Origin of the sequence: Flavobacterium sp. NPDC079362, from assembly GCF_050267765.1 — a bacterium.
In the GTDB taxonomy this organism is placed as follows: Bacteria; Bacteroidota; Bacteroidia; order Flavobacteriales; family Flavobacteriaceae; genus Flavobacterium; species Flavobacterium azizsancarii.
Window position 1 is genome coordinate 1 of the sequence record NZ_JBNNFM010000060.1, and the last position, 12376, is coordinate 12376.

The window sequence follows — 12376 nt, forward strand, 5'->3', positions numbered from 1 at the left end:
AACGGGAAGCAGGTAAATACAGAACTAGAGTAAGACCTTTAGTGCTTAAAAATCAAAAAGATGCGATATGAAATTTTCTTAACTTAATGACATTGCGCTCGCGCTAGCAACTGATAATGGAAATAGAAAAAGAAGAAGAATTGTTATTCCTATTTCTACTCCATTAGAGATAATCATTATCCGCAAAAGAATAATAACTTTCCGGGGTAATGATCAAATGATCTATTACTTTTATATCAAGGACAATACCTGCTTCTTTGACTTTTTTAGTTATCAATCTATCCGAAGGAGAAGGAAGTATTTTGCCGGAAGGATGATTGTGCAGCATAATAAGCGCGGTTGCATTTGCTTTGAGCGCTGCAGTAAACAATAATCTCAGATCTACAAAAGTTCCTGTTATTCCCCCTTTGGATACTTCATAAAAACCCAGTACTATATTTGACTGGTTTAGCAAAAGAATTTTAAACTGCTCAAAAAACTCTATTTTATTGGGATCCCAAAATTTTAAAGCCAGTTTGTAAACTGATTCGGAAGAATCAATCTGAGGTCTTTCTGAGAGTTTTACCTTCGTCTTATAAAACAGTTCAATTTCTGATGCAATTCTCCAATCTTTCTCTTTTGCCAATTTCATAATAATGAAGATTTACAAATTATTTACAATAGCCTCTCAAAGCTATAAATGATTCCTTTTTTCTTTTGTAATTTAAATATTCCTTATAAGAAAAGTGTGGTCATATAATACCACTATTTGATTTCGCCCTTTAGATAAAAAATTCAAATTCAGGATAAATCCATTCTCAATATTGTAATTTTGTTTTTTCAGTAAAAGCAGAAAGTAATTCAATAAAAAAAATATACATTACAGCATAAATATTCCCTTTCTAGCGCAAGCGTTCCAGTCGGGAACTCAAAAAATGGCTAATTCAAATTGAATAATTCATGAATACAGGGCTAATACCAGGAAACAAACATATTTTTTACTAAGTTCTAAAATTATGGAAAGATTCTTTTTCATCATATTAATTATCCAAATGCTGTCTTACGGGCTAATAGATCATTTTAAAATAAAATATGGACGTTTTATTGTGCTTTCAATATTTTTATCACTTTTTCTAATTGCCTTCCCTCTTTATTTTCGTTTACCAGAAGAAACCATTCAAAATTACTGTGGATTTTACTACTACTTTGATTACTTTCACATCTATTGGAATATTGGTATTACGCTAGTTTTAGCTGCTCACTTTACTTATTGTTATTTAATTAATAGAAAATCAAAAATATCTAGTTTAAAAAATTAAATAAGTTTTTGCAACAATTATTTTTTAAGATAAAGCCAATTCTAAATATCATAATTTTGTTCCTCCAGCTAAAGCAGAGAGACAGTTCAATTCTAAAAACTAAAATACTTATGGCGATTTGGCAATATCTTTTAATGGTAGTTCCTGAGAATTCTATTGACAGCAATTATCAATGTATTTTTAAAAATAATAAAACAGGTTTTTTACCTGAAACAAAATCTTTTTGGAAAAATTTTGATGACGACATTCCTTCGATTATTGCTGAACTGGATCAAATTATAAAAAGAGCTAATTGGGGTAATGATACTTTTATAAATTGGAAAGGCGATGGAAATAATGAAGAAGATAATGATGCTTGCATTTGTTTGAGTGATGATAAAACAAGAATAGAGGAATTTCAATTCCGAATTGATTTGAGAAAAGCATCAAATATTACAAATATTCTTCAATCAATATTGAAACTTTGCGAAATAAACCAATTTGTTTTGATTGACTTAAAAGGCGAAATTTATAAACCAAAAATAGAATATATAATTGAAAGTATAAAAGCTTCAAATGCAAATACTTTTCTTATAGATCCAATATAGTTTTTAGAAAATTTGAGTAATGAAAAAAGAACATAAAATTATACTTGATTTATTAGAAATGTATTTGGAAAAAAATCCAAGCCAAAGATTTGGACAAGCACTTTTTAATCTCAATATTAATGAATTTAAAGAAATTACCGATCCGCGAAATCCGAATTATGATTTAAGAGATATTTATGGTGACGCTGATTTAGATATCGCTGAAAGAATTAAAAATCGGTTAAGTTTGATGGAATCTCAAAAGAACAAATAATTAAAACCTTAAAAATTTTGGCTAAAGCCAATTCTAAATATCATAATTTTGTTCCTCCAGCTAAAGCAGGAGGCTATTCAAAAAATTAAAAATTACAGCATAAAAATTAACATGATTACAAAAGCAACATTACAAGACATTCCATCGTTAAACCTATTAATAAACTCAGCCTACAGAGGCGAAACTTCTAAAAAAGGCTGGACTACAGAAGCTCATTTACTAGAAGGAAAAAGAACTACAGAAGAAGAATTAACCGAAATTATTCAAGATCCTAAAAATACATTTCTGAAATTTACAGAGAATGACAAAATTATTGGTTCGGTTTTATTGGTCGAGAAAGAGCATCAATTATATGTGGGAATGTTAACCGTTTCTCCTGAATTACAAAATAGCGGTATCGGAAAAAAGATGTTGGCAGAAGCTGAAGTTCATGCTAAATCTTTAGGATTGTCTACTCTTAGTATGACCGTTGTTTCGGTTCGTGCAGAGCTTATTGCCTGGTACAAACGTCACGGTTATGTCGATACGGATAAAAGAGAAGCTTTTCCTTCAAGTGATATTCATATTAATATTTCTGATAAGCCTTTAGAATTTATATTTTTGGAGAAAAGGCTTTGAGAGTTTAACCGCTAAGACCGCAAGGGTTTACGCTAAGTTCGCTAAACTTTTTATTGCTTGACTTTTATAATCTCGCAAATGCGCAAAGGCGCAAAGTTTTTTCACTATATAACTGATATAAATCCCTTTAGAAACAGGATTAAAGATGTAATTAAAACATTCAATACATGAACATACGCCTTTTGCCTAAAAAAGATAGTTCAGCCTCTATTTGGGGTGGTGGATTGACATATGAATATATTATATATCCAGAAACAGCAAAGTATAGCGACAGAGATTTTATATTCAGAATAAGCAGTGCTACTATAGAGAAAGTTCCCTCAGAGTTTACCAAGTTTAAAGGCTATTACCGATACCTGGTTATGCTTGATAACTATCTGGATATTGAGCTAAACAAAGAGAAAAAAAGATATGAGAAATATGAAATCATAGAATTTAATTCCGCTGATGAAGTGACTTCTTATACAAAAGGTACTGATTTTAATTGGATGGTTTCTGAAAAAGTATCCAATCATAAACTAAAAATAACGAATGGTAATCAGAATTATAATGCTGAAATAATAATCTTATTTTCTTTGCATACAACAATTATAAAAATTAATGAGAAGCTATATGATCTCGAACCTCATGATTTATTAGTCATTGAAAATCAAAAAAAGGAAAATATAGTGCTTGATTTTTCTAATGAATGCCTCTGTGGAATATTGGATTTTTAAAATTTGGTTTATTTGTTTCAGGTTTCAGATTTAACCGCAAAGGCCGCAAGGGTTTACGCTAGGTTCGGTAAGTTTTTATGCAATATTTTTTTAATCGCGCAAAGACGCCAAGCTGCCAAGTTTTATTTTTCTTTGCTCCTCTGCGACTTTGCGCGACTCTTTTTTTTAAACTTAGAACCTTAGCACCTTTTTTTAATCTTTGACAAAAACTCGTGTGAAACTCCAAGGTAAGAGGATAAATTTCTGTTGTTGATTTTATCTGCTTTGTGTGAGTACTTCTCAATAAAATCGAGATACCTTTGTTTGGAGGTTTTGTTTAAGACATCGATCAGTCTTTGCTGAATAGCGATGTTTGCTTTTTCGACCATAATAATGTGAAACTGAATTAGCTTTGGCACTTGCTCAAACAAGAGTGCTTTGTTGGTTTTACTAATGACCAAAATCTCGCTTTCTTCTATCGCCTTTATGTTGTAAGTTGTGGGCTTTTGATGGTAGAAACTTCCCAGATCACACATCCATTCGTTTTCGAACGAGAAAAAAATGACACTTTCAGTGCCATTATCATTCAAAATGTAGGTTTTGAAAGCACCTTTTAAAATAAATCCTTCATAAGAACTGTTTGAATCCTGAATCTGCAGGAATTCATTTTTCTTAAGTTTAATAAACTTGACTTTTTCAACAACTAATTTCCATTCTTCATCTGTTAAAGGTATTTTGTGTTCAATGCTTAATCGTAGGTTTTTATACATGTGGTTTTACTTTTTATTCTTACTCAGGGGCGTAAGTAGGTTAATGAATGAAAAATAATGTAATCGATTACGTAAAAATATACTTTTTTGTAATGTAACAGTTGTTAAATACACAATTAATAGTAAATTATTTTCAAAACATTGAACTTGTTCAACTTTTTTCATACTAATTATAGTCAGATTTGCAGTATTAACTATTTAACCAAACTTAAATATTATGAAATTTAAATCAACATGGACAGTGTTAGCCTTAACACTTGTATTAGGATTTGCAAGCTGCAACTCTGACGAAATTGCTTCTTACCAAAGCAATCAAAATGCTATTATCGAAACTACCACACCAACTGATGGTAATTTTACAGCAAAAGTTGGAAACTGTGCTCAGGTTCCGGGATGGGCATCTCAAAACGGAGGAACAACCGGTGGAGGAACATCTGCAGAAACGGTTGTGACTACTTATGCTCAATTAAAATCAGCTATTGAAAACAGCGCGGTAAAAGTGGTAAAAGTTAGTGGCACAATCACTATTACCACAAGATTGTCGTTGCAGGATCAAAGCGGCAAAACTATTTATGGTGCAAGCGGTGCAAAATTAGTTTCGACTGACCAGACCAAAGACGGTTCAGGTATTATTAACATCAAAAGATGTACGAACTTAATCATCAGAAACTTGATTTTTGAAGGCCCGGGCGCTTATGACACTGATGGTTGGGACAATGCTGTCTTAGACGATTGTCAAAATGTATGGGTGGATCACTGCGAATTTAGAGATGGTGTTGATGGCAACTTCGATATCAAAAATAAGTCTGATTATATTTCAGTTACTTATTCTAAATTCCATTACCTGAAACCACCTAAAGCAGGAGGTTCAGGAGGTTCTGATGATCACAGATATTCGAACTTAATTGGTTCAAGCGACGGAGCAACTGCTGATCGCGGAACATTGAGAATTACTTTTGCCCGTTGCTGGTGGGCTCCTGGCTGCAGAGAGAGAATGCCAAGAGTACGTTTTGGCAAAGTGCATATCATCAATAGTTACTTCAACAGTACGGTAAGCAACAAATGTATTGCTGCTGGTTTTGAAGCTAATATTAGGGTAGAAAATAACGTTTTTGAAGGCGTTAAAACTCCTATTGATTTAATGACGGGTTATACAGCTGTTACAGCAGTTGGAAACGTATTTACGAGTACTACAGGAAACACTGCAGGAAGCAATACCGCTTTTACTCCTCCGTATTCTATTGTAACACTTGCAGCTTCGGCTGTTAAAGCTGATATTACTGGTGGTGCCGGAGCTGGTGCGACTTTAGGAGGTAATGTTTGCGGTTCGTTTTAGTAAAATGCGTTAATTTTTAGTTTTTTTTATAACCATCTAAGTTATATAAGAAAATTTAAGTCAGTAGGCTTATGATTTCTTAAATGATTTATATGGTTATTTTTTTGTTTTTTTCCACGAAGGCGCTAAGACGCTAAGTTTTTTTATAGCAAGTCTTTTATAGTCGCGCAAAGACGCCAAGTCGCCAAGTTTCTAAATTATTGGCGACTTTGCGTCTTTGCACGATTTTTATTTTACAATATGTTAGACGCACTGCTGTGCGTCTCTACACGAAAAACCTCTGTCCCTTTGCAACTTTGCAACTTTGAACCTTCCTCTAAAGAACTAATTCTTCAAACAATCTTTGAACTGTTTTTTCTAAATCCTGGGATAATCCTGTATGTGGTCTTGAAGTTTGTATGGCTGAACTGCGTATGGCGGTTAACCAGCGAAAACGTTCCGGAATATCCATTGCTCCTATCGGGCCGCCATCTTTGGCTCCGTTTACAATTTTTTCTAATGCTGTTATGTTGCAATGCAATTGTTCGATATCAAAATCGTTTGATAAGGCCTCGACTTTCGCATCGTTTATGTGGTGTAATACTTTTATAAACTTGGCTCTTTTGCAAAATAAAATGACTCCGATATTCAGGAATTCTTCGCGTTCTACTCTTGGTACCACACGAATTACGGCATACTCATATAAGTGACTATCTTGCATTATTCGCTTGGTTTACAAAGATTTCTGAATTGTTTAATCTCGTTTGCAAAAACTGTAAGTATACATTTCGCAAAGTTTCAGGAGTTTCGTCTATATCCTCCCATTGAAGCCACTCTTCCGGAATTGTATTTACAATATCTACCAGAATTTCCGGTGTTAAAAGTGTTTTATATTCGGCATCAACTTCTTTTAAAAGAGAGGCTTGTGGCAATAAAACGTGATCTTTTATCAAAGCAAACGGACTTTTGGCATGTTGCTCCCAATTGTTCCAGGAATGGTGAAAATACAAACATGCGCCATGATCGATAAGCCATAATTCTTTGTGCCAGATCAACATATTGGTGTTTCTGAATGTACGATCGACATTGGTAATATAAGCGTCTAACCAAACAATCTGCGAGGCTAATTTAGCATCAACAGTTGTTACGACAGGATCGAAAGTGATAGCTCCGGATAAAAAATGAAGTGCGAGATTTAATCCCTGGCTACCTTGCAGTAAATCCTGAATTTCTTCGTCGCCTTCGTTTCTGCCAAATGCCTCGTCGAGATTAGCAAAAACTAATTCCGGTAATTGCAATTTTAATGCTTTAGCGATTTGTCCGCCTACTAATTCGGCTATCAAAGCTTTTACGCCGTGACCGGCTCCTCTGAATTTTAAGACATATTTAAAATCGTCATCGGCTTCTGCCAAAGCGGGTAATGAACCGCCTTCACGCAAAGGTGTTATATATCGTGTAACGTTTACCGTTCTGAGATCGAAATTTTTTTTCATAAGCAGTATTTACTGAAATACAAACTTACTAATTTAGATTGTTAGATTTTTAGACTTCTTAGATTTCTTGGATTTTGCTTATTTAACTGCAAAGGTCGCAAAGGTTTACGCAAAGAGCGCTAAGGTTAATTTTAAAATTGGCTTCGCTTTATTAAGGTCGCAAAGCTTAATATTATAAAGAGATTGTGAAAAAAGTACGCGGATGAAACGGATTCGCTAAAGCGAAGACGCAGATTAATACGGATTTTTATCTTATCTCTGGTATTTTAACTGAAGGTTTTTGTTGAAAATTCCAACCTGCAATTGTCGTCATTTTTGTCATCCTGAGCGAAGTCGAAGGCGCGCCAATTGGAACGTGGGCTTCGACTTCGCTCAACATGACATAAAAAAAAACTTTGCGAACCTTTGCGTATCCCGATAGCTATCGGGATTGCAACCTTTCGGTTAAACACGCTCCAACAAACCTGAAACAAAGAAAACCTGAAACCTGAAGCAAGACTTTCTATTTCTCCAATTCCAAAAAAGCCTTTCCCAGATTCTCAATAATATCTGATGCGATAAACGATTGATAACCGGTTTGTGGCAAGGCAATATCAGCAGTTAATCCGTGAAGAAAGACGCCTATTTTTGCGGCATATTTAGGTTCATAACCTTGCGCCAGAAAACTAGTGATGATTCCGGTTAAGGTGTCGCCGCTTCCTGCGGTTGCTAAAGCAGCATTTCCTGTGGTGTTTTCGTAGATTTGATTTTTATTGATAATGTAAGTTGGTGCGCCTTTCATGACGATGATAACTTTATACTTTTCAGAGAATGCGATTGTTTTCTGAAACTTTTCAGATTCTGAATTCCACTTGCCTATTAAACGTTCCAGTTCTTTTGGATGTGGTGTCAGAATCGTGTTGTCAGGAACTAATTCTAACCAGGATTGATTTTCGGCTAAGATATTCAACGCATCAGCATCAAGAACAAGAGGTGTTTTATTGACTCTTAAAAATTCGAATACCGCTTTTTGTGTGCCTAACTCCTTCCCTATTCCGGGACCAATCGCGATGGCTTGTGGCTGAATGGGAAGATGAATATTGGTAATAAAATTGGCATTTTCATCTGTGACTACCATAACCTCAGGAATTGAGATTTGCAGAATTTGATAACCACATTTTGGCGTATAAGTAGTTACGAGTCCGCAACCTGATTTTAAGCAGGATTTTGATGCTAAAACGGCTGCTCCTATTTTGCCATAACTTCCGGCAATAATCACCGCATGACCCTGAAGTCCTTTATGTGTATGAGGATTTACGGGCTTGTAGAATTTTAGAATTTCTTCTTTGGTGATTAAAAGCGGATCTTTCATTTGGCTTATTTATCTAATTGTTTTAATTTTTTAATCACTTTTTGATTCTAGTTGATGCTTATTTATGACGCGGATGAAACGGATTTACTTCGTAAAAACGGAGATAAAAACGAATTTTTTAATTAGCTGACGTTTCATCTTCCAACTTAATTTTATGATAATAAACGTTTTTGTTTATAATTATTTTAACACATAGAAACATAGATTTTAAAGCTTAAAAAAGTCGTTTCACTTGCATTAACACATCCCGATAGCTATCGGGACTATGTGTGAGAAACGAGTTTCTTTTTGATTTACTTTTTCAAAATCATACAAGCTATGTTTCTATGTGTTCAATTAAATTTTCATTTATTTACCCCCAACGGATTAATTAAGGTTATTAAAGTTACGCAAAAAATGAAGAAGAAAGTGTTTCATGTTTCCCAAAATCTCTAGCCCTGATAGGAGCGATATCCTTTTGTTTTTTTCTTTAAAAAATAAAAGATATAGCGGATAGCAGGAAATAGCTCCTAATCATTGCGAATTTTATAATTTATTGTATTCTTTTTAGATATTTTTTGAATAAATTTGCGACACAATTTTATAAAACAACACAATGAAAAATACTGCGCTTACGCACATACATGAGAGTTTGGGAGCGAAAATGCTTCCTTTTGCAGGTTATAATATGCCTATTACTTATGAAGGAATTAACGCTGAACATGAGACGGTTCGTAACAGTGTGGGCGTTTTTGACGTTTCGCATATGGGTGAATTCTTATTGACAGGTCCAAATGCTTTGGCCTTGATTCAGAAAGTAACTTCAAATGATGCGTCGACTTTGACGATTGGCAGAGCGCAATATTCTTGTCTACCAAACAATGATGGCGGAATTGTTGATGATTTGATTGTATATAAAATGAAAGAGGAAGAGTATTTACTGGTTGTAAATGCTTCGAATATTGAGAAAGACTGGAACTGGATTTCATCGCACAATGATTTGGGTGTTGATATGAAAAACCTTTCGGATGATTATTCATTATTGGCCATTCAGGGACCAAAAGCGGTTGAGGCAATGCAGCCTTTATCTTCTATAGATTTATCGGCTATACCATATTATCATTTTGAAGTGGCTGATTTTGCAGGATTTAGTGATGTAATTATCTCTGCAACCGGTTATACGGGTTCTGGCGGATTTGAAATCTATTGTAAAAATGCTGATGCTGAAACAATCTGGAACAAGGTTTTTGAGGCTGGTGCAGCTTTTGGAATCAAACCTATTGGCTTGGCTGCCCGTGATACTTTACGTTTAGAAATGGGATTCTGTTTGTATGGTAATGATATTAATGATACTACTTCGCCTTTTGAGGCTGGTTTGGGATGGATTACAAAATTCACTAAAGAATTTACAAATTCAGAAAACCTGAAAAAACAAAAAGAAGAAGGTGTTACTAAAAAATTAGTGGCTTTTGAAATGCAGGAACGTGCTGTACCAAGACATGATTATGAAATCGTTGATGCTTCTGGTGCTGTTATTGGTGTTGTAACTTCTGGAACGATGTCGCCTTCTATGAACAAAGGAATTGGTTTAGGATATGTTACTGTTAACAATAGTGCTGTAGATACTGACATTTTTATCAGAATTAGAAAAAATGATGTTCCTGCAAAAGTGGTAAAATTACCTTTTTATAAGAAATAGATTTTTATTCAATATCTTAGAAAATGCACTACAATCAACTGTAGTGCATTTTTTTTTAGCGGAGATTCAAAGTTTACTTTTTGCCTATTTCTATATTAAAAAACAAATCGTTTATCTGTAAGATTTTTTATAGAAATTATAACTCTTAATCAAAAAATAAACGTAATTTTAATGTAAACGATGATTTTCGATCTATGAAAAAGCTCTCCCTATTATTTTTACTGACTACCAGTGTTTTATTCAGTCAGAACACCAATAACACTTGTGAAATACTAAATAAAATAAATGCCCTTATTCAAGCAGAACATATCAGGCCAAAACCGGTAGATGATAGTTTATCTGTTTTTGTTTTTGATAATCTGATGAACGAATTAGATCCTTCGAGAAATATATTTTACAAGTCAGAATATGGTGATATGTCAGAGAAATATCGTACGAATTTAGACGATTTTATTCTTAGTGATAACTGCAGTTTTTTAGATGATATAACTCAAAAATATAAAGATGGTCTTTTGAGAACTAAAGCCGTTCTGGAAAAAATACAAAAGGAACCTATCGATTATACTAAAAATGATACGATTCGATTCTATAAAAAATCATTTCCGTTTTATCTTAAAAAAGAAGATTTGGAAAAGGTTTGGTCCAAAAAAATCCGTTATCAAATTTTAGACGAAATAGCGGAAACAAGTGATAATCTGGATTCTATTAAAGCTAATTTTAAATCAATAGAATTAAAAGCTAAAAACTTGATTTTGTCAAATGAAATTTGCCGAATCAACACGCTTTTGGAAACGAACATCAAACAGGAAGAAAAGCTCTATAATTATTTCTGTACTTATTTTGATCCTCATACTGCCTATTTTAGTGATGATTCTAAAACGAGTTTCGTAGCATCATTATCAAAAGAACATTTGTCTTTGGGAATGACTGTAAACCTGAATGAAAAAAATGAAATTATTATAGCTGAACTTGATCCCAATGGCCCAGCCTATCAAACGGGACAGATAAAAAAAGGCGATCAGATTGTTTCGATATCCAATCAAAAAGAAACACTGCAGGTTTCGTGTGCTTCTTTAGAATCGATATCAACCATGATTTTGTCAGAATCTAATAAAAGCATAACACTTACCCTAAAACGAAATTCAGGGAAAAGCTTTGATGTTTTTATCGAAAAGCAAATAATGAAAGATGAGGAAAATTCTGTTTTCAGCTTCATTATTGGTAAGGATAGCAAAATAGGATACATTAAAATTCCGAGTTTCTATGCTGATTTAGATGGAAACAGCCGAAAAGGCTGTGCCGATGATGTGGCACGAGAAGTTATAAAACTGGAAAGGGACAATATAAAAGGTCTTGTTATTGATTTGACTGATAACGGCGGCGGATCGATGGAAGAAGCCATAAAATTGGCGGGAATGTTTATTGATTACGGACCACTTTCGATTGTGGTAGATAATAACCAGGTCAAATCTGTTATTAATGATCCTTACAAAGGTTTAATTTATAAAGGACCAATTGTAATTTTAGTAAACAGCAACACAGCTTCGGCAAGTGAATTTTTTGCTTCTATACTGCAAGATTATAATCGTGCTTTATTATTGGGAAGCACTACGCTTGGCAAGGCGACTATGCAAACTATACTTTCGCTTGACGAAACTAAAAACACTGATTTTCTAAAAATAACTATCAACAAATTTTACAGGGTTACCGGAAAAAGCCATCAATATAAAGGAGTGAAACCTGACGTGATGCTTCCTGAATTCTATGAAGGGGTTTACCAAAAAGAAAGTGATTTCCCGACCGCTATTAAAAATGATAGTATTGAACCGTTTCTAAAATACAAACCTTACGTAAAACGAGCTCTAATCGATAAGCTGGCAAAAAACAGTACTACAAGACTGGCAGATAATTACTTTTTTAATAACATAAATATAATAAACCAAAAAATCGATGAATTGGTAAACAAACCAAAAGCCGAAATTCCGATGACATTGGATGCTATTTTTCAACAGAAAAAAACAGTAAACTCGCTCTGGACAGAAATTAATACGTTTAATGATGAAAACAATCCGTTAGACGTTTATAACTCTACCGTAAATCAATATTTATTAAGCGTTTATCCAAACGACAAAACGATAAATCAGTACCAGATCGATCATCTTAAAACGAATCCGTACCTGAATGAAGCAGTTAATATAATTAATGATTTTAATACCGCGAAGTAGGTTTCAGGTTTCAGGTTTCAGGTTTCAGGTTTCAGGTTTCAGGTTTCAGGTTTCAGGTTTCAGGTTTCAGGTTTCAGGTTTCAGGTTTCAGGT

At 33.8% G+C, this 12376-nt stretch carries 12 protein-coding genes; 7 read left to right on the forward strand and 5 right to left on the reverse strand.

Annotation, left to right across the window (positions count from 1 at the left end; all coding sequences use genetic code 11):
* Positions 1–163: 163 nt before the first annotated feature.
* Positions 164–631, reverse strand: coding sequence for a JAB domain-containing protein (locus ACQKCJ_RS24160; RefSeq protein WP_427403101.1), 468 nt, complete (start codon positions 629–631; stop codon positions 164–166).
* Positions 632–1408: 777 nt separating this feature from the next.
* Here ACQKCJ_RS24160 and ACQKCJ_RS24165 point away from each other — a divergent pair.
* The 4 genes from ACQKCJ_RS24165 (at position 1409) to ACQKCJ_RS24180 (ending at position 3472) form a co-directional block, all read left to right on the forward strand.
* A complete protein-coding gene (locus ACQKCJ_RS24165) occupies positions 1409–1885 on the forward strand; it encodes a hypothetical protein (RefSeq protein WP_427403102.1) in 477 nt (158 codons plus the stop codon).
* Positions 1886–1904: 19 nt separating this feature from the next.
* Positions 1905–2138 carry a hypothetical protein gene (locus ACQKCJ_RS24170; protein ID WP_271335645.1) on the forward strand — a complete coding sequence of 78 codons (234 nt, stop codon included), beginning with the start codon at positions 1905–1907 and terminating at the stop codon, positions 2136–2138.
* Positions 2139–2249: 111 nt separating this feature from the next.
* Positions 2250–2756, forward strand: a complete 507-nt coding sequence (locus ACQKCJ_RS24175) for a GNAT family N-acetyltransferase (RefSeq protein WP_271335644.1) — start codon at positions 2250–2252, stop codon at positions 2754–2756.
* A 167-nt stretch (positions 2757–2923) separates the two neighbouring features.
* On the forward strand, positions 2924–3472 hold the full coding sequence (locus ACQKCJ_RS24180; RefSeq protein WP_271335643.1) for a HutD family protein: 549 nt from the start codon (positions 2924–2926) through the stop codon (positions 3470–3472).
* A 179-nt stretch (positions 3473–3651) separates the two neighbouring features.
* Here ACQKCJ_RS24180 and ACQKCJ_RS24185 read toward each other — a convergent pair whose 3' ends face one another.
* Positions 3652–4221: a Crp/Fnr family transcriptional regulator gene (locus ACQKCJ_RS24185; protein ID WP_271335642.1), complete on the reverse strand. Its 570-nt coding sequence runs from the start codon at positions 4219–4221 to the stop codon at positions 3652–3654.
* Positions 4222–4438: 217 nt separating this feature from the next.
* Here ACQKCJ_RS24185 and ACQKCJ_RS24190 point away from each other — a divergent pair, with 217 nt between their 5' ends.
* A complete protein-coding gene (locus tag ACQKCJ_RS24190; RefSeq protein ID WP_271335641.1) occupies positions 4439–5557 on the forward strand; it encodes a pectate lyase family protein in 1119 nt (372 codons plus the stop codon).
* A 316-nt stretch (positions 5558–5873) separates the two neighbouring features.
* Here ACQKCJ_RS24190 and ACQKCJ_RS24195 read toward each other — a convergent pair whose 3' ends face one another.
* The 3 genes from ACQKCJ_RS24195 to ACQKCJ_RS24205 all read right to left on the reverse strand — a co-directional run bounded on the left by ACQKCJ_RS24195 (position 5874) and on the right by ACQKCJ_RS24205 (position 8380).
* On the reverse strand, positions 5874–6257 hold the full coding sequence (locus ACQKCJ_RS24195; RefSeq protein ID WP_271335640.1) for a DUF3037 domain-containing protein: 384 nt from the start codon (positions 6255–6257) through the stop codon (positions 5874–5876).
* Positions 6247–7029: a HipA family kinase gene (locus ACQKCJ_RS24200; RefSeq protein WP_427403103.1), complete on the reverse strand. Its 783-nt coding sequence runs from the start codon at positions 7027–7029 to the stop codon at positions 6247–6249. Before ACQKCJ_RS24200 ends, ACQKCJ_RS24195 begins: the two co-directional genes overlap by 11 nt.
* Positions 7030–7531: 502 nt before the next feature.
* A complete protein-coding gene (locus ACQKCJ_RS24205; protein WP_427403104.1) occupies positions 7532–8380 on the reverse strand; it encodes an NAD(P)H-hydrate dehydratase in 849 nt (282 codons plus the stop codon).
* A gap of 595 nt (positions 8381–8975) precedes the next feature.
* Between ACQKCJ_RS24205 and gcvT the strand changes: the two genes are divergently transcribed.
* Together gcvT and ACQKCJ_RS24215 are read left to right on the forward strand one after the other, a co-directional pair.
* Entirely contained in the window at positions 8976–10058 is a 1083-nt protein-coding gene (gene gcvT / locus ACQKCJ_RS24210; protein WP_271335637.1) for a glycine cleavage system aminomethyltransferase GcvT, read from the forward strand.
* A 194-nt stretch (positions 10059–10252) separates the two neighbouring features.
* Positions 10253–12283, forward strand: a complete 2031-nt coding sequence (locus tag ACQKCJ_RS24215) for a carboxy terminal-processing peptidase (RefSeq protein WP_271335636.1) — start codon at positions 10253–10255, stop codon at positions 12281–12283.
* Positions 12284–12376: the final 93 nt, after the last annotated feature.

Bases quoted from the DNA above. Each gene is read 5' to 3' on its own strand.
- ACQKCJ_RS24175 (WP_271335644.1), top strand. From the start codon at position 2,250: ATGATTACAAAAGCAACATTACAAGACATTCCATCGTTAAACCTATTA.
- gcvT (WP_271335637.1), top strand. From the start codon at position 8,976: ATGAAAAATACTGCGCTTACGCACATACATGAGAGTTTGGGAGCGAAA.
- ACQKCJ_RS24190 (WP_271335641.1), top strand. From the start codon at position 4,439: ATGAAATTTAAATCAACATGGACAGTGTTAGCCTTAACACTTGTATTA.
- ACQKCJ_RS24180 (WP_271335643.1), top strand. From the start codon at position 2,924: ATGAACATACGCCTTTTGCCTAAAAAAGATAGTTCAGCCTCTATTTGG.
- ACQKCJ_RS24160 (WP_427403101.1), bottom strand. From the start codon at position 631: ATGAAATTGGCAAAAGAGAAAGATTGGAGAATTGCATCAGAAATTGAA.
- ACQKCJ_RS24215 (WP_271335636.1), top strand. From the start codon at position 10,253: ATGAAAAAGCTCTCCCTATTATTTTTACTGACTACCAGTGTTTTATTC.
- ACQKCJ_RS24200 (WP_427403103.1), bottom strand. From the start codon at position 7,029: ATGAAAAAAAATTTCGATCTCAGAACGGTAAACGTTACACGATATATA.
- ACQKCJ_RS24195 (WP_271335640.1), bottom strand. From the start codon at position 6,257: ATGCAAGATAGTCACTTATATGAGTATGCCGTAATTCGTGTGGTACCA.
- ACQKCJ_RS24165 (WP_427403102.1), top strand. From the start codon at position 1,409: ATGGCGATTTGGCAATATCTTTTAATGGTAGTTCCTGAGAATTCTATT.
- ACQKCJ_RS24205 (WP_427403104.1), bottom strand. From the start codon at position 8,380: ATGAAAGATCCGCTTTTAATCACCAAAGAAGAAATTCTAAAATTCTAC.
- ACQKCJ_RS24185 (WP_271335642.1), bottom strand. From the start codon at position 4,221: ATGTATAAAAACCTACGATTAAGCATTGAACACAAAATACCTTTAACA.
- ACQKCJ_RS24170 (WP_271335645.1), top strand. From the start codon at position 1,905: ATGAAAAAAGAACATAAAATTATACTTGATTTATTAGAAATGTATTTG.